The organism is Streptomyces beijiangensis, assembly GCF_017315755.1.
GTDB classification, from domain to species: Bacteria; Actinomycetota; Actinomycetes; order Streptomycetales; family Streptomycetaceae; genus Streptomyces; species Streptomyces beijiangensis.
In genome coordinates, this window is record NZ_JAFLRJ010000292.1 from 1 (window position 1) to 16,643 (window position 16,643).

Sequence of the window (16,643 nt, forward strand, 5' to 3'; positions counted from 1 at the left end):
GACCCCGGCCCCGGCCCGGGCCCCCGTCTCTTCGGCCCCATGACGGACCACACCCTCGCCGTCCTGGACGACCCGGGCCGCATCGCCCCCGAGGACCGCAAGGACTTCTTCCGCCGGGCGTCGGGGCACTACCGCGCCCATGTGCCCGAGGGGTACGACCCCCCGCCGCACCACCGACCCCTGGCCGCGGGCTCGTTCGCGGCCCACCAGCTGCTCGGCGCCGCGGCGGACCGCCGCTCCCGGGCCGGGTCCGCCGTCGTTACGTACAAGAAGCGCATCCGCGCCCGGGTCATGCGGACGGCCTACCGCGCCGACCTCCGCACCAGCCGGCTCGATCCCGGTCTGGCGGTCTTCGGCGCCTACTGGAACCGCGGCGTCTCCTGCAATCCGGCCGCGATCGCGGCCAAGGCGCGCGAGCTGATGCCCGGCATCCGGCCGGTATGGGCGGTCAGCAGCCGGCACGCGGACCGCGTCCCGCCCGGCACGGAGTACGTCATCGAGGGCTCCCGTGCCTACTGGCGGGCGATGGCGAGGGCGACGTACCTCATCAACAACTCCAGCTTCCCCGGCGGCTTCACCAAACGGCCCGGACAGCTCTACCTCCAGACCCACCACGGCACGCCGCTCAAGACCATGGGCCTGGACCAGCGCCGCTACCCCGCCTGCGCCGACGGCACGGACTTCGCGAAGATCCTCGCCCACACCGACCAGTGGGACTTCAGCCTCTCCTCGAACCCGCACTCCACGGAGGTCTGGGACCGGGTCTACCCCTCGCCCTCGTACGCGCACCTGAACCTCGGATACCCGCGCAACGACGTCTACTTCACGACGACCCCCACCGAGATCACGGCGCTCCGCGCCTCGCTAGGCCTCGCCCCGGGCCAGACGGCGCTCCTCTACGCGCCCACGCACCGCGACTACGAGAAGGGCTTCGTCCCGCGCCTCGACCTGGAGCGCGTGTCGCGTGAACTGCCCGACGATTACGTCCTGTTGGTCCGCGCGCACTACTTCTACGGCAGTCCGGCCGGTGTCACCGGAGCCCGCGTGATCGACGTGAGCTCCCACCCCTCCACCGAAGAACTGGCCCTCGCGTCCGATGCGTTGATCACCGACTACTCGTCGCTGATGTTCGACTACGCCTGCCTGGACCGCCCGATCATCACCTACGCCCCCGACTGGCCGGCCTACCGCGCCTCCCGGGGAACCTACTTCGACCTCCTCTCCGGAGAGCCGGGCGAGACCCCGGGCGCCATCGCCACCACCGAGGACGGACTCATCGGCCTGCTGCGCTCCGCGTCCTGGGACACGGACGCCACGGCCAAGCTCCGCGAGGCGTTCCGGGCACGCTTCTGTCCGTACGACGACGGGGGCGCGGCGGAGCGGGTGGTGCGGCGGTTCTTCATGACCTCTTGACGGCGCGCAGCACCCGGCCCAGCGGGCGGCGCACCTGCGCGGGTATGCGTGCCGCCCAGCGGCGGCGCCGCACGGAGTCCATACGCTGATAGAACTCACCGATGTCCAGGGCGAGTTGGCCGCCCGCGGTCCAGTACGGTATCGCCGCCGTCCCGCCCGCCCTCGTGGTGCCGGCCGCCGTCGGCGCGCTCGGCGGGCCGCCCGTGATCCGCGCGCTGCGGCCGATCCCGAGCAGCTGGAAGGAGGCCTGGATGTCGTACACCCCGCGCTCCAGCGGCCCACCGCCCGCCGCGACCAGCGGATCGATCTCCAGATTCCCGGTGACCACGACCTGCTTGCGGCCAGGACCCGCGTCCTCGACCACCACCCGCAGCCCCTTCGGGTCGGGGAACCAGCCCGTGGGGCGCTGACGGTCCTTGAGCAGCAGCCGCCCGAACGCCCCGCGCAGCGGATCGCCGACGTCCCACTCGTCCAATCCAGGTACGCCGTCGAGCAGCGCGGGGTCGAGCAGCAGCCGCCCGTCCCGCTCCACCAGCGTCACCGGACTGCCGTCCGCGTGGCGCAGTGCGAGCCGCAGGGGCGCGCTCAGCACCCCGTCGCGCCAGCGCAGCCGCCCCACCTCGGCCAGCGGGCGTATCTCCTTGGTCCGCTCGGCGAGCGCCATCAGCGCGTCGAGGCGCCCCTCCTCCAGGAGCTGTGCGCGCAGCCGGGCCAGGGGGGCGAGCCCTTCGGCCACCCCGGGCGCGAACTCGTCGGCGACCAGCTCGCGGATCGTCTCGTACCGCTCCTGCACCCAGGGCGCACCGCTCAGCACCCGCGCCTCGCTGACATGCGTGAGAAGCTCCACCCGGTAGGTGCGCCGCAGCATCTTGTCGCGCTGCTCGCCCGGCCCGGTGCCGGCCTTCACCGCGTGAATGACCTTCCGCAGGTCCTCGAAATAGCTGAGCCCTATCCGCGCGCTGCTGTTGTTCCCGCGGTCCTCGCGGCGCATCCAGTAGTAGCAGGGGTAATCGGCGAGTACGGAGACGCGCTCGGCAGCGACATAGGCGCGGGCCATGAAGAGCTGGTCCTCCAGCCGTACCCGGCCCTCGGGGAACTCGATGCCGTTGTCCAGCAGAAAGGACCGCCGGAACATTTTGTGCGGGGTGAGGGACTCCATCAGCGGATGGTCGTCGGCCGTGCACACTTCGACATTCTCGGCGAAGACGCTGCTGGGCGCCTGCATGGTTCCCGCGACCTTGCCGAGCACGACATCGGCGCGGTTGCGCTCGCCGAGTGCGCAGAGCCGCTCCAGTGCCTCCATGCCCAGGGAGTCGTCCTGGTCGACGAATTGAACATAGGCGCCCCGACTGAGCCGTACCCCCACATTGCGCGGCTTTCCGGGCCAACCGGAGTTCTCCTGGTGGTGGACGCGCACATGCGGGTGGGCCGCGGCGAGCTTGTCCAGCTTTTCGCCCGAATCGTCCGTGGACCCGTCGTTGACATAGATGACTTCGTACTGGTCTGTTCCGATGCTCTGTCGCAGCAGGGAATCGGCCGAGGACTCTATGTATTCACCCGCGTTGTATACGGGAACGACAATGCTGGCCCGCAGCGCGCTCTGATCCGAACTTCCCTGAACCATCGTGCAGTTCCCCCACTCTGAATATCACCGACTCGGCGGGCCGGTGGCATGTGGGGGAGCGCTGCCGGCCTGGCAACCGGAGGGATGTGGGGAAACCTCAGGTGCTGTTCCGGGAAAGGTACGGCAAAGTCCGGTCAAAGGCAGCTGAGTTCATGAACTTCACAGGTGAGCGCGGGCCGCGCTCTATCCGGAGATCTGCACCCTGCTGTGATCGCCGAGGATCAGCCGGTGCGCGGCCGGGATGCTCGGCGCGGGCGTGATCTCGACGTCCCGGCCGATCAGGGACGCCTCGATGCGCCGTACGCCATTGAGCGACGAGCCGCTGAGCACGATCGAGTACTCGATCTCGGTGTCGGTGACCCGGCAGTTCTCGGCGATCGACGTGGAGGGTCCGATGTAGGAGTTCTCGACGGTCGTACGCGGCCCGATGATCGCGGGCCCCACGATGCGCGAGCCCCGGACGACGGCGCCCGCACCGATCCGGACCCGGCCGATGATCTCGGTCGCCTCGTCGACGCTGCCCTCGTCACTGGGGTCGAGCAGTTCCAGCACGGACCGGTTCACCTCCAGCATGTCGGCGACGTTTCCGGTGTCCTTCCAGTAACCGGAGATGACCGTCGAACTCACCATGCGCTGCTGGTCGATGAGCCACTGCAGCGCATGCGTGATCTCCAGCTCGCCGCGCGCAGAGGGCTCGATGGACCGTACGGCCTCATGCACGGCCTGGGTGAAGAGATACACCCCGACCAGGGCCAGATCGCTCTTGGGGTTCTCCGGCTTCTCCTCCAGGGAGGCCACCCTGCCCGAATCGTCGAGCTCCGCCACGCCGAAGGCGCGCGGGTCGGGGACCCGGGTGAGCAGGATCTGCGCGTCGGGGCGGGTGGCGCGGAAGGAGTCCACCAGGGAGGTGATCCCGCCGACGATGAAGTTGTCGCCGAGGTACATCACGAAGTCGTCCTCGCCGAGGAACTCCCGTGCGATCAGTACCGCATGGGCGAGACCGAGCGGGGACAGCTGGGGGATGTACGTCACCTCCAGGCCGAAGCGGGAGCCGTCGCCGACCGCGGCCTCGATCTCCGGGGCGGTGTCGCCGACGACGATGCCCACCTCGCGGATCCCGGCCTCGGCGATCGCCTCGAGACCGTAGAAGAGCACGGGCTTGTTGGCGACCGGTACGAGCTGCTTGGCCGAGGTGTGGGTGATCGGCCGCAGCCGGGTGCCCGCACCGCCGGAGAGTACGAGTGCTTTCACTGGTACGACCCGTCATCAATGCGCGAATGGGTTGTGCGGAGGCCGCACAAGGGACAGGTAGTGAACGAGAGTTGAGGCACCGGATTACGGGCTGGTGTGCGCCGTATGGGTGATTCACCTGAAGTGATGTGTGCAGAGATCCGCAGGAGAGGGAACTCGCGTGCGGCAATAGTGTTTTCATCACTCCAGATCGGCGGCCCCGATGATTGCTACGTTCGGCGGCCATGAGGCTGCTGAACTCTCGGAAGGCCTGGGACGCGCATCGCGGCGGGGCCGTTGTCGCCCTCGTCGCGGCGATAGGACTCGTCGGGAAGATGACGCTCGCCGCCACCACGGGCGGACCGGCCGATGTCCGGTTCTTCCGGGGATTCGCACGGGCCATCGACCAGGTCGGGCCGGTGCGCATCTATGAACATCCCATGCCCCGTCTTCCCGTGTTCAATCATCCGCCGCTCGCCGGGTGGATGCTGCTCGGACTGAGTGAACTCTCGGGCCGGGTAGCCGATTTCGGCACACTCATTCGCTTTCCCGCCTGTCTCGCCGATTTCGTGTCCAGCATTCTGGTGTTCGAGATCGTGCGCAGGCGGCGTTCGGTGCGTTTGGCCGTGGTGTGCGCCGTCGGGGTCACGCTCTCTCCCGTACTGATTCCCACCTCGGGATTTCACGGGAACACCGATTCGGTAGCAGTGATGTTCGCACTGTTCGCCGCACATCTGCTCGCGGACCGGAAGAGCCCACTGGCCGCCGGGGTTTTCGCCGCTCTTTCCATCAGCGTCAAATTCGTGCCCGTCGTGGCCCTCCCCGCACTGGTGATTGCCGCGTACCGCGGTGGACGCCGGCCGTTCCTGCGATTCTGCGCGGGTTTCGGGGCGGTGTTCCTTCTGGTCTGGGGTCCGGTCCTGGTCACCGCACCTCTGGCGCTCAAGGACAAGGTCCTGGACTACGAGGGCGGCCCGTTCCGCCTCTGGGGACTCGTCCGATTCGCCGTCTGGCTCGGTGCCTCCGAGCCGGTGATCGGCTTCCTGCGCGGCGACGGGCACTTCGTGGTCGTGCTGGTCTGTGTGGCGGCCGGAGTATGGCTCGCCTGGCGCCGGCCCGCCGAACTGCCCGCCGTCACCGGCCTGACCCTGGGCCTCCTCCTGCTGCTCAGCACCGCGTCCGGTGTGCAGTACCTGGCCTGGCCCGTCGCCGGACTCTTCGTCGTCGGCCTCTGGGAGGGGCTGGGTTACAGCCTCTTCGTCGGCGCCCTCGCCTCCTGGCTCTACACGGTCCACCGGGCGGTCACGTGGAACTCCGTCGAGCTCGTCGTCGGCGCCGTCGGCTGGCTGATCCTCGCGCTCGGTATCGCGTCGGGGATCCGCAAGGTGCTCGGAGTGCAGCCGCTCCGCACCGGCTTCCCTCGTTTCTCCCGATTCCCCCGCCAAGCATTCGAACCCCAAGAGACCGTGGAGACACGCACGTGAAGGAAAGCACCAGCTCCAGCCCCGTCCCCGGTCCCAGGATCGGGATCATGGTGGTGGCGTACAACGCCGAGACCACGCTGGAGAAGACGCTCGACCGCATTCCGGAGGATTTCCGGTCGCGCATCGCCGAGATCCTGATCCTGGACGACGCGAGTCACGACGACACATTCACCGCCGGGTGCCGCTGGTCGCAGGCGGAGGGAATGCCGCGGACCGTGGTGATGCGGCACACGAAGAACCTCGGATACGGGGGGAACCAGAAGGCCGGTTACGCACTGGCCGCCGAGCGCGGCCTGGACATCGTGGTGCTGCTGCACGGCGACGGCCAGTACGCCCCCGAGTCGCTGCCCGAGATGGTGGCGCCCATCGAACGCGGCGAATGCGAGGCGGTGTTCGGCTCGCGCATGATGAAGCGCGGGGGCGCGCTGCACGGCGGAATGCCGGTCTACAAATGGCTCGGCAACCGCGTTCTCACCCGCGTCGAGAACTTCCTCCTCGGCTCGGAACTCACCGAATTCCACTCCGGGTACCGCGCCTACAGCGTGGCGGCACTGAAGCAGCTGCCGATCGACCGGAACACGGACGCCTTCGACTTCGACACCCAGATCATCGTCCAGCTGATCAACGCCGGAATGCGGATCAAGGAGATCCCCATTCCCACGTACTACGGCGACGAGATCTGTTACGTCAACGGAATGAAGTACGCCAAGGACGTCATCAAGGACGTCCTCGAATACCGGCTGGCCGTCAAGGGATTCGGCACCTGCTCCTGGATCCCCAAGCCCGACGGGTACGCCTTCAAGGAGGGCGACGGCTCCTCGCACTCCGTCATCCTCGACCGGATGCGCACGCTGCCGCCCGGCCGGGTCCTCGACCTCGGCTGCTCGGGCGGGCTGTTCGCCGAACGGCTCGAAATGCTCGGCCACAAGGTGACCGGCGTGGACTACATCGAGGTGGAAGGCGTACGCGAGCGCTGCTCCGAGTTCTTCCTCGCCAACCTGGAGGAGGGCCTGCCCGAGGACATCGGCGTCGACTACGACTATGTGGTCGCCGGCGATGTGATCGAGCACCTCTCGCGGCCCGAGCGGGTACTCGCCGGGGTCGCCGACGTCCTGGCGCCGGGCGGCAAAGTCCTGCTGTCCGTACCGAACTTCAGCCACTGGTACTCGCGGCTGCGGGTGGCCTTCGGGGTCTTCGACTACGACCGGCGCGGCATCCTCGACGAGACGCATCTGCGGTTCTTCACCCGGGCCAGCCTGCGCCGTACGGTCAAGTCCGCCGGTTACGACGTCCTCGACATCACGTCGACCGGGGCGCCCTTCTGGTCCGTGCTCGGCGGCGGCCCCGTGGCGGGGACGCTGGGCGCGCTGTCCAGGCTGCTGACCCGCATCAGGCCGACGCTGTTCGGCTATCAGCACGTCGCACTGCTCACCCCGCATGCGGCCCGGACGATCATCGCTGGAGAGCACGTCGATGTCCAAGACATTCTCAACCGCCAGTTCGACCCCACAGACCGAACCGGCGCCGCAGACCGAACCGACCGCGTGGGCGTCTGAGGTCCTCCATGACGACCCCGACCCCCGAAAATCCGATGGGAGGCGGACGTTGACTCTGCCGAGTCTCGTACTGCTGCTGTTCGCCGTGTTCTCGTCGGCGGCGGGCCAGATCATGCTCAAGCACGGAATGCGCGTCGCGGCCAGGACCGCCGACCACACCGGGGGATCACTCGCGATCCGTGCGGCGACCACACCCTGGGTGGTCCTGGGGCTCGCGGTCTTCGGCGTCTCCGCCGTCGCGTGGATGTCGACGCTGGCGCAGGTCCCGCTGAGCATCGCCTACCCGTTCAACGCGCTGGGGTACCTGCTGATCGTGCTGGCCAGCTCCACCGTCCTGCACGAGCACACTTCGGTGTGGACCTGGGCGGGCTCGCTCCTGGTGGTGGTCGGGCTGGTCACGGTCTTCGCGGGCCAGTCGGGCTGAGGCCCAGGAGCGTTCCCCATGGACATGGACATGGACATGGACATGGACATGGACATGGTCATAGACGTAGACGTAGAGGAAGTAGAACGGTGCGTCCCACCATCACCGCATCACGTGCGGCCCTGCTGATCGCCCTGCTGGCCTGCGCGGGCAAGCTCTGGCTGGCGTCGCACACCTTCGGAACCGGGGATGTGCGGACCTTCCAGGGCTTCGCCCATGCGGTCCACCGGCTCGGCGTGGCGGATGTGTACGCGCACCCGTTCTACGGGCGGATGCTCTACAACCACCCGCCCGTCACCGGTACCTGGCTCTCCCTGGCCGGTGCGGCGGGCCACGCAGGCATCCCGTTCCCGCTGTTCATCCGGATCCCGGCGATCGCCGCCGATGTGGGCACGGCCCTGCTGGTGTACGCGATGGTGGACCGCAGGGCCGGTGTCCGCAAGGCGGTCGCCGCATCGGTCATGGTCAGTGCCAGCCCGGTGCTCTTCATGGTCTCGGGTTACCACGGCAACACCGATCCGGTCTTCGTCTTCTTCACCCTGCTCGCCGTTTACCTGCTCGCCGATCTGCGCAGGCCGGGCCCGGCCGGGATCGCCTTCGCGCTCGCACTCGGCGTCAAGATCGTCCCCGTCGTCGTACTGCCCGCGCTGCTCGTGGTGGCGCTCCTCCAGGGGCGCAGGAAACTGCTGCGCTTCGTCCTGGGTCTTGGGGGAGTGTCCCTCGTCATCTGGGGGCCCGCCGCCTGGTACCAGTGGTCCGGGCTGCGCCACAACGTCTTCGGCTACGCGGGCGGCACCGCCGACTGGTGGGGTCTGTCCGGGCTGGTGACCGCACTGGCCGGACACCCGGGCGACGTACTGCAACTCCTGCAGGGGCCGGGGCGGTTCGCCGTGGTCGCCCTCAGCGCCGGCGCCGGCGCCCTCCTGGCGTACCGCTCTCCCGACCGGCTTCCCGGGATCGCGGGCCTGACGCTGGCGCTCTTCCTCTGTCTGAGCACGGCCAGCGCGACGCAGTACCTGGCCTGGGCCGCCGCCGGTCTCTTCCTCGTGGAGTTCTGGACCGCGACGCTCTACGGCATCACCGCCGGGATCTGCCTCGTCATCAGCTACACCCAGCGCTGCGGCGACCCCTGGTGCATCATCGGCCGCACCGAGAGCGTCAGGCTCGCGTTCCCGGTCTGGTGGGAGCTGACCGCCTGGCTCTGCCTGACCTTCGCCGTGGCCGTCGGCCTGAGGCTGATGGCGGCCGGTGCGCCGGGCATCCGCCAGGCGGCGCCGACGCGCCCGGTGTTGTACGTACAGAAGCGCTCACGCAACGCGCCGCACATGGCGGAGGCGGCCCCGGGAACGTCTCCGGGGCCGCCTCCGCCGAGCAGCGGGCGCGGGGCGGGATCAGAAGCCGCGCAGTGAGGTCAGCTCGCGCCGTACCGCGTTGAGGGTGGAGCGGCGGCCGCGGCGCCGCGAGAGCGCGGACCAGAAGCCGGCGCCGAGCAGGGACGAGGGGTCGACCGCCTGGATGCGCTCCAGCAGGGCCTCGGGGACCTTCTGCGGATCCGGGGTGATCCACTCCTCCATGATCGCGTCGTACCGGTCCTTCAGTACGGTGCTCGCCGGGTCCGCGCCGATGACCATCAGCAGACCGGTCGGCTGGGTGTCGATCTGGACGGCGATCAGGTCCGGGCGGTGCTGGGCGAGCACCGGGATGACCTTGTAGACGTCGCCGGTCCACGGACCGCGCTGGTCGACGCGGTCGCGTACGGCCTCCGCGTTGTTGCGGGGGAGCATGTCGTCGAAGACGAGGACGCTCGACCAGCCGCTGTGGCGCTCGGCGTTGATGAAGTCGCGCAGCGCGTACTCGAAGATGTGCATCCCGTCGATGAACGCCAGGTCCACCTGGTTGGCGCCGGTGTACGCACCGAACAGCGGACGCCCGCGGCGGGCGTTGCGGAGCGGATTGCGCCCGCTCATCAGATGGCCCAGGGGCTGCTTCTGGGCGAAGAAGTCGTCGCTCGTCCGGGTCACCAGCTGCAGGTCGCAGTGGAGCGGCACCCGGATCTTGGGGGCGGGGTCGACCCCGACGCTCGCCGCCCGCGACAGGGCGAGGCTCCGGCCGTCGTTGATGCCGATCTCGAGATAGGTGTGCGGCTTCAGGACGGAGTGCAGTCCCTGGAGGAATTCATGGCGGTGCATACGGGGCTCTTTCATGTGGAGGGAGGGCGTCCTCCGGCTAACGAACAGGGGATTGCGGAGTTGCGTCGGCGTGAACCGGCGCCTGCTCGACCACTCGTACGTGAGCCGGAGTTGGCCGGTGCTGTGCGGCCTGCACGGCGGTGCGGAAACGCGTGAGGGAATCCGGTTCGTCGGGGCCGAGGAGATAGTGCTTGAGTTCCGTACGGGCCGGACGCATACCGTCCGTCGCCAGGCCCGCCGCGATCAGCACCACGTCGTCGAGGCCCTCCGCACCGGGAGGCAGGACGAACGCGCCGCGCGCGGCCGTGCAGCGGCGCCGGAACTCCTGCTCGCCCAGCTCGGCGCCGTCCACGATCGCGTACGGCTTGCCGCTCGCCAGGAAGTCGGTGACCACGCTGGAGATGTCCGAGACCAGGAGATCGCACTGGTTGAAGCAGGAGTAGAGGTGCGGGCCGTCCGCGGAGATCACCACATGCCCGGTGGGGCCGTGCGACTGCCAGTACAACTTGTCCTGTTCGAGCCGGAGTTCCCGGAGCGTCGCGGCCCGCTCGGCGGTGAGCCGGCTGTCGCGGGAGCGCTCCGCGTCGTCCGCGTCCTTGCGCACCCGCGGTTGAGCGTCCTGCTGGTCGGCCTCGGTACCGGCGCGCCCGGTGCCGGTGCCTTCGGCAGGCCTGTGAGCGGAGTTGGCCTTCCTGAGCATTTCCACGATGCGCTCATGGGCCGCGGTGGCCTTCGGGTCGCGGGCTCCCGTGTAGGGGTGCGGCTTGTAGAGGATCCGTACGTCCGCCGGGGCATTGAGCAGCTGCTCGACGATGCGTTCGCCCGAGGCGATGAGAGAGGTCGCGCCGGGGCTCGGCTGCCAGTTCTCCCAGGTGGGTGCGTACAGGACAGTCAGCGGTCCGGCATGCCGAGGCCCTGACTCCCGCTCGATTCCCGCCAGTTGTGGCCGTCCGACCTCGACGACTGCCTCGTCGCGCACACCCACCGCTGCCGCCGCCCACCGGTCGCGTCCGGCGCGGCCCGCCGTCCACACCTCGTCGTACACCTTGGCGTACGGGTTCACCGAGGCGAGCTTGTCGCTGTCGCCGTGGCCGACGAACACATGCGTGGCCTGCGGCATGCGCAGCATGTGGATGTTCGGGCCCACGTTCGCGCTGTAGAGGACGGTCCGTACGGAGGAGAAGTCCAGGTTCATCACATGGTCGGCATGGGGCAGGCACAGCACCGGAAGGTGGGTGGGCGCCAGGTCGTCCAGGATGTGGCGCTCGCGCAGCAGCACGAGCGGCCTGTCCCCGGCCTCGGCCAGCGTGTCCAGCCACATGTTCACCTGGTACGCGGAGTTGCGCATCCCGCAGAAGTAGAGGACCACCGTGGGGCGGTAGTCCTTGAGCCAGCCGTCGATGTGGTTCACGACCGCGCCCGCCGCCGGCATACGCCGGTCGGCGCGCAGGACGCGGGCGAGCACCGCGTCGTACACGAGCACGGCGAGGAGGGCGGCCCCGCATCCCGCCACACCGGGCACGGTGCTCGCCGTGAGGAGCGCGGTCAGCACTCCGGCGATGGCGAGTGCGTCCGCGTGCATCACCTTGTTGAAGGCGAGGTTCAGTGCGCGAGGTGACGGGGCATCGGTGATGTGGAGCGCGGACAGGTCGATGTTCCGTGTGCTCAGAGGGAGTTGGCGTACCTGACGGATGCGTGCGAGGAGCAGGCTGTGCGGCATCTGCAGGACGTAGAAGAGGGCGAAGGCGAGGGCGGCCACCGGCAGCAGCCGCAGCTCGCCGGGGGCGGCGCTCCGGTAGACGAGCACCAGCGTCAGGAACTGCCGGCTCAGGAAGCGGACGGTGACGCCGAAACGGGCGCTCTGCAGGACGCGTTGCAGCCGTGTGCTGCGGCTGGTGATGCGCCAGTCACTGACGTACGAGACCGAGGCGGCGGCGGTGAAGAGCCAGGGGGCGCCGGCCGTCGCGGCGGCGAGGAGCAGCGGTGCGCTGATGAGGAAGAGCGGTGTGGCGACGGGCGCTTCGGCGAGCAGGGCGCGGACCTTGCGCCCGAGCAGGCGGAGTGTGCGGAGAGCGCGGTGTGGCATGGCGGGCATCTCTCAGCCGAGGGTGTTCGAGGGGATGAAGCCGGCGCCGGCAGGTGTCGTGCGCGGGAAGTGCTGAGGTGCGGGCGCCGGGCGGCGCAGCTCCGGCTCCACGGACGCGGGCAGGCCGGCCGTCTCGCCCAGGAAGAGGTGGCGCACCACGCGCTCGGCCGCGCGCCCGTCGTCGTACGTGCAGAAGCGCGCGCGGAACGCCGCCCGCAGCTGCGCGGAGCGCGAGCCGCGCCAGTGGTCGGTGGTGAAGATGTCGATCAGCTCGTCCTCGGTACGGGCGAGCGCGCCGGGCGGGCAGGCGCGGATGTCGAAGTAGGTGCCGCGTGAGGCCTCGTAGGCCTCCCAGTCGTCGATGTGCAGGACGATCGGGCGGTCGAGGGACGCGTAGTCGAACATCAGCGAGGAATAGTCGGTGATCAGCGCGTCCGAGGCGAGGCAGAGGTCCTCGACCGAGGGGTGGGCGGAGACGTCGATGACGCGGGGGAGCGGGGAGGCGGAGAGGGGCGCGTCGTACGAGTAGTGGGCGCGCGTGAGAATCACGCAGCGCGGGCCGAGCGCACGGGCCAGCCGCTCCAGGTCCAGGGTGTGGCGCTGGCCGGCGAGGTAGTCGCGGTGGGTGGGTGCGTACAGGAGCGCGGTGAAGCCCTCGGGGATCGAGAGGGACTCGCGGATGCGGGCCACGTCCAGTGAAGTGGCGCTCTGGAAGCGGTCGTTGCGCGGGTAGCCGTACTCCAGCGTGGTGTAGCGCGAGGGGTACGTGCGCTCCCAGACCAGGGTGGAGTGGCGGTTGGCCGAGAGCGTGTAGTCCCACTTGTCGGTGTTGGCGAGCAGCTGGTGGAAGTCCATGCCGTGGGAGGCCGCCGGGTGGTTCTGGAGGTCCAGGCCCATCGACTTGAGCGGGGTGCCGTGGTGGGTCTGGAGGAAGGTCTGGCCGGGGCGCTTGACCAGGCGGCGGTCGAAGTTGACGTTGTTCACGAGGTACGCGGAGCGGGCGAGCGCCGTCCAGTAGCCGAAGGTGCCGGGGGTGAGGCGGCGGGTGGCGAGCGGGACCGTGTGGCGGTGCGCCGGGGCGGTGATCCAGGCGGTGCGGATATGCGGGGCGAGCTCGCGGACCTTGGCCTCGACGGCGGCCGGGTTGCAGGCGTAACCGCCGTTCCAGTACGCGGCGAAGACGGCGGTGTTCCTGCGCACGGGCAGGCGCAGTTGGGTGCGGTAGTGGAGCTGGAGGAGGGCGGCCCGGACGGTGCGGTGGGCCTTCGAGGCCAGGCGGTGCGCCCGGCGGCGTACGGAGATGGCCTTGAAGAGGGCGCCGTAGGTGCGGTGCGCGCCCAGCCTGACCATGGTGTGGCGGGCCCGGGTGGTGACGGGCGGCGTCGCGCCGGGGGCGCGGTGGCGGGCGTAGTGGGCGCGGGCGCGGCGGAAGAACTCGGCTCGGGTGCCGCGCGGGAGGCGGTCGCGCTTGGTGAAGACCGTCGTGAAGTGGTCGACCATCCGGCGGAAGATCACCGGGCGCCAGCTCGCAAGCTCGGGGCGGGAGTCGATGAACGCGAAGACCCGGTCGTACTGGTCGAAGAGGTCGAAGTGCTTGCGGCTGGTGGTGGAGAGGATGTTGCCGAGGCGGCGCTGGCGGTAGTGGACGCAGACCCGGTCGAGGGTGGTGAGGGACCCGGCGGCCATCAGCGCCGGGTAGGTCCAGGGTGTGTCCTCGTAGTAGCCGGGCGGGAAGGTCAGGCCCTGCTGCTCGATGAACTCGCGCCGGTACGCCTTGTTCCAGACCACCATCAGGACCTTCAGCAGACCGGGGCGGTCGGCGAGGCGGAAGGTGTCGGGGCCCTCCTCGGTGAGCTGGGCCGCGCGTTCGTTGCGTACGGTCTCGCCCGACCAGTACGTGCGTGCGTAGTCGTAGAGCAGGACGTCGGGGCCGCCCGTCTCCTTGAGGCGGTCGGTGATCGCCTGGAGCGCGCCGGGGGTGAGGGTGTCGTCGCTGTCCAGGAAGAGGACGTAGTCGCCGGTGGCGCGGGCGAGTGCCGCGTTGCGGGCGAGGCCGAGGCCCTGGTTCTCCGGGAGGTGTACGGCGGTCACCCGGCGGTCGCGGGCCGCGTACTCGTCGATGATCGCGCCGCATGCGTCGGGCGAGCAGTCGTCCACCGCGATGAGCTCGAAGTCTTCGAAGGTCTGGGTCAGTACCGAGTCCAGGCATTCCTGGAGGTAGGCCTGGACCTTGTACGCGGGGACGATCACGCTGAACCGGGGCATGGCCCTGGAACGGCCCGAGGCGCGGGCTGGTTACGTCGGATACGGCATTCGGGGGAGCCGTGTGTTGACGTGTTGAACAGGCCCGGTCCGGTCCGCGAGGGTGAACCGGGCCTGTTCCGGGCCTATTTGACCGCGCCCGCCATGACACCGGAGACGAACTGCCGCTGGAAGGCGAAGAAGACGGCGAGCGGGATCACCATCGAGACGAAGGCGCCGGGCGCCAGGACGTCGATGTTGTTGCCGAACTGACGGACCTGCTGCTGGAGCGCGACGGTGATGGGCGGGTGCTTGGAGTCGGCGAAGATCAGCGCGACCAGCATGTCGTTCCAGACCCAGAGGAACTGGAAGATGCCGAGCGAGGCGATCGCGGGACCCCCGAGCGGCATGACGACCCGGGTGAAGAGCCGGATCTCGCCCGCGCCGTCCAGGCGTGCGGCCTCCAGGAGTTCGCGGGGGATCTCCGCGAAGAAGTTGCGGAGGAGGAAGATCGCGAACGGCAGGCCGAAGGCGACATGGAAGATGATCACGCCGATGGTGGTGCCGAAGATGCCGAGCTCGCCGAAGATCTTCGCCACCGGGACCAGGGCGACCTGGACGGGGACCACCAGAAGGCCGACGACGAGCAGGAACCACCAGTCCCTGCCAGGGAATTCCATCCAGGCGAAGGCGTAACCGGCGAGCGAGCCGATGATCACGACCAGCAGAGTCGCCGGGACCGTGATCAGGACGGTGGAGAGCAGCGAGTCGGTGATGACCTTGTTGTCGAGGAGGTTGGAGTAGTTGTCGAAGTTCATCTGGGACGGGGCCGAGAAGACCTTCCACCAGCCGCTCGCCGCGATGTCGGAGGGCGAGCGGAGGGAGGAGAAGAGCAGGCCGACCGTCGGCATCAGCCAGATCAGGGCCACGACGAGCAGCAGGACCCGGACGAAGCCGCCGCCGATGCGGGAGACGATCCTGGCCGGGAGGGACTGTTTCGCCTTCACCACCTGGAGTTCTGCGGTCATCGCCGGGCCTCCTTACGCATCCGCCGGATATTGACGACCATGATCGGGATCACCAGGAGGAGCAGGATGACGGCGATCGCGCTGCCGATGCCCAGGTCCGCGTCCGTACCGAAGGACGAGCGGTAGAGCTGCAGGGCGAGGACGTTGGCGTCGTCCTGGGAGGATCCCGGGGCGATGATGAAGATCAGGTCGAAGACCTTCAGGACGTTGATCATCAGCGTGATGGTGACCACGCCGAGCACCGGGCTCAGCAGCGGGACGGTGATACGGCGGAAGACCTGCCATTCGTTGGCGCCGTCCACCCGCGCCTGCTCCTGGAGCTCGCGGGGGATGCCGGCCAGACCGGCCGCGATCAGGACCATCGCGAAGCCCGTCCACATCCAGATGTAACTGCCCATGATGGCCGGGGTGACCACCTTCGGGCCGAGCCAGTCGACTCCGTTGTACGGCTCGTGGAAGTTGGAGCCGGGGAGCCGGAGCTGGGCGCCCGCCGCTTTCGCCGGGAGCGTGAAGGTGCCGTCGGCCGCCGCCTTCGCGGTCGCCACCACCTTGCCGTCCTTGACCGCCTCGATCTTCAGCCCCTTGAGGCCGAGTTCGGTGGGGTCGATCGCGTTGGGCTTTCCGCCACCGCCCTTGGTGAAGTCCAGCCAGGCGGTGCCGGTGATCTTCCCGTCGGCCGCTTTCGGCTCGTGCGCGGGCTTGGCGGAGGTCGGCATCTTCGTCGGGAGTACGCCGACGAGCGGGAGCTGCACCGGAGTTCCCGCGCTCACCGGCTGCCTGGTGATGAAGGAGCCGCCGCCGGCTGCCTTGAGCGGGGCGACCGGCAGGGGGTGCGCGCCCGGGTAGCCCGCCGACTCGGCGAAGGTGTCGTGGACGCTCACCCATACGGCGTTGGCGACGCCGCGGTGCGGGTCCTGGTCGTACACCAGCCGGAAGATGATCCCCGAGGCGAGCATCGAGATGGCCATCGGCATGAAGACGACCAGCTTGAAGGCGGTGCCCCAGCGGATCCGTTCGGTGAGGACCGCGAAGATCAGGCCGACGCCGGTGGCGACGACCGGGGCGATCAGCCAGATGCCGTTGTTGATCACGGCGGTCTGGATGGTGTCGTCGGTGAAGACCGACGTGTAGTTGTCGAAGCCGGCGAAGCCGTTGCCGGACTTGTCGAAGAAGGACCGGTAGACGGAGTACCCGATCGGGTAGACCACGAGCGCGCCGAGCAGCACCAGCGCGGGCAGCAGGAAGCCGATCGCGAGGGTTCTGCGTGTGCCTGTCACGCTCTTGCGGCCAGGCGCGTTCTTACGGGAATTCCCGGCGGGGGGCGCCTGGTTCAGCGCGCCGCCCGCCGCAGCGTCCGACGTCATCGCG

12 protein-coding genes are annotated in these 16,643 nt (G+C 69.1%); 5 read left to right on the forward strand and 7 right to left on the reverse strand.

Annotation, left to right across the window (positions count from 1 at the left end; all coding sequences use genetic code 11):
• Positions 1-291: 291 nt before the first annotated feature.
• Positions 292-1,413 carry a CDP-glycerol glycerophosphotransferase family protein gene (locus tag J0695_RS27415; protein ID WP_242553259.1) on the forward strand — a complete coding sequence of 374 codons (1,122 nt, stop codon included), beginning with the start codon at positions 292-294 and terminating at the stop codon, positions 1,411-1,413.
• On the opposite strand, the gene J0695_RS27420 is transcribed toward J0695_RS27415, so the two are convergent.
• Together J0695_RS27420 and J0695_RS27425 are read right to left on the reverse strand one after the other, a co-directional pair.
• On the reverse strand, positions 1,400-3,037 hold the full coding sequence (locus J0695_RS27420) for a glycosyltransferase (RefSeq protein WP_206966351.1): 1,638 nt from the start codon (positions 3,035-3,037) through the stop codon (positions 1,400-1,402). The genes J0695_RS27415 and J0695_RS27420 overlap by 14 nt on opposite strands.
• A 183-nt stretch (positions 3,038-3,220) precedes the next feature.
• Entirely contained in the window at positions 3,221-4,288 is a 1,068-nt protein-coding gene (locus tag J0695_RS27425; protein WP_206966352.1) for a glucose-1-phosphate thymidylyltransferase, read from the reverse strand.
• A 224-nt stretch (positions 4,289-4,512) separates the two neighbouring features.
• Between J0695_RS27425 and J0695_RS27430 the strand changes: the two genes are divergently transcribed.
• The 4 genes from J0695_RS27430 to J0695_RS27445 all read left to right on the forward strand — a co-directional run bounded on the left by J0695_RS27430 (position 4,513) and on the right by J0695_RS27445 (position 9,140).
• The gene (locus J0695_RS27430; protein WP_206966355.1) at positions 4,513-5,751 is read left to right on the forward strand and encodes a glycosyltransferase family 39 protein; all 1,239 of its coding nucleotides are present in this window, start codon (positions 4,513-4,515) and stop codon (positions 5,749-5,751) included.
• A gap of 47 nt (positions 5,752-5,798) precedes the next feature.
• Complete coding sequence (locus J0695_RS27435; RefSeq protein ID WP_206966387.1) at positions 5,799-7,307, forward strand: bifunctional glycosyltransferase/class I SAM-dependent methyltransferase; 1,509 nt, start codon at positions 5,799-5,801, stop codon at positions 7,305-7,307.
• A 49-nt stretch (positions 7,308-7,356) separates the two neighbouring features.
• The gene (locus tag J0695_RS27440) at positions 7,357-7,731 is read left to right on the forward strand and encodes a DMT family transporter (protein WP_242553258.1); all 375 of its coding nucleotides are present in this window, start codon (positions 7,357-7,359) and stop codon (positions 7,729-7,731) included.
• 89 nt (positions 7,732-7,820) lie between these two features.
• Positions 7,821-9,140 carry a glycosyltransferase family 39 protein gene (locus J0695_RS27445; RefSeq protein WP_206966360.1) on the forward strand — a complete coding sequence of 440 codons (1,320 nt, stop codon included), beginning with the start codon at positions 7,821-7,823 and terminating at the stop codon, positions 9,138-9,140.
• On the opposite strand, the gene J0695_RS27450 is transcribed toward J0695_RS27445, so the two are convergent.
• The 5 genes from J0695_RS27450 to J0695_RS27470 form a co-directional block, all read right to left on the reverse strand.
• Complete coding sequence (locus J0695_RS27450; protein ID WP_206966362.1) at positions 9,123-9,920, reverse strand: class I SAM-dependent methyltransferase; 798 nt, start codon at positions 9,918-9,920, stop codon at positions 9,123-9,125. The genes J0695_RS27445 and J0695_RS27450 overlap by 18 nt on opposite strands.
• Positions 9,921-9,957: 37 nt before the next feature.
• Positions 9,958-12,006 carry a CDP-glycerol glycerophosphotransferase family protein gene (locus J0695_RS27455; protein ID WP_206966365.1) on the reverse strand — a complete coding sequence of 683 codons (2,049 nt, stop codon included), beginning with the start codon at positions 12,004-12,006 and terminating at the stop codon, positions 9,958-9,960.
• A gap of 12 nt (positions 12,007-12,018) precedes the next feature.
• Complete coding sequence (locus tag J0695_RS27460) at positions 12,019-14,271, reverse strand: bifunctional glycosyltransferase/CDP-glycerol:glycerophosphate glycerophosphotransferase (protein ID WP_206966366.1); 2,253 nt, start codon at positions 14,269-14,271, stop codon at positions 12,019-12,021.
• A 122-nt stretch (positions 14,272-14,393) separates the two neighbouring features.
• Entirely contained in the window at positions 14,394-15,275 is an 882-nt protein-coding gene (locus J0695_RS27465; protein ID WP_206966368.1) for a carbohydrate ABC transporter permease, read from the reverse strand.
• Positions 15,272-16,639, reverse strand: a complete 1,368-nt coding sequence (locus tag J0695_RS27470; protein ID WP_206966370.1) for a carbohydrate ABC transporter permease — start codon at positions 16,637-16,639, stop codon at positions 15,272-15,274. Before J0695_RS27470 ends, J0695_RS27465 begins: the two co-directional genes overlap by 4 nt.
• Positions 16,640-16,643 lie beyond the last annotated feature (4 nt).

Excerpts from the sequence above, each read along its gene's own strand:
- J0695_RS27450 (WP_206966362.1), bottom strand. The coding sequence starts at position 9,920 with ATGCACCGCCATGAATTCCTCCAGGGACTGCACTCCGTCCTGAAGCCG.
- J0695_RS27470 (WP_206966370.1), bottom strand. The coding sequence starts at position 16,639 with ATGACGTCGGACGCTGCGGCGGGCGGCGCGCTGAACCAGGCGCCCCCC.
- J0695_RS27435 (WP_206966387.1), top strand. The coding sequence starts at position 5,799 with ATGGTGGTGGCGTACAACGCCGAGACCACGCTGGAGAAGACGCTCGAC.
- J0695_RS27455 (WP_206966365.1), bottom strand. The coding sequence starts at position 12,006 with ATGCCACACCGCGCTCTCCGCACACTCCGCCTGCTCGGGCGCAAGGTC.
- J0695_RS27415 (WP_242553259.1), top strand. The coding sequence starts at position 292 with ATGCGGACGGCCTACCGCGCCGACCTCCGCACCAGCCGGCTCGATCCC.
- J0695_RS27430 (WP_206966355.1), top strand. The coding sequence starts at position 4,513 with ATGAGGCTGCTGAACTCTCGGAAGGCCTGGGACGCGCATCGCGGCGGG.
- J0695_RS27465 (WP_206966368.1), bottom strand. The coding sequence starts at position 15,275 with ATGACCGCAGAACTCCAGGTGGTGAAGGCGAAACAGTCCCTCCCGGCC.
- J0695_RS27460 (WP_206966366.1), bottom strand. The coding sequence starts at position 14,271 with ATGCCCCGGTTCAGCGTGATCGTCCCCGCGTACAAGGTCCAGGCCTAC.
- J0695_RS27420 (WP_206966351.1), bottom strand. The coding sequence starts at position 3,037 with ATGGTTCAGGGAAGTTCGGATCAGAGCGCGCTGCGGGCCAGCATTGTC.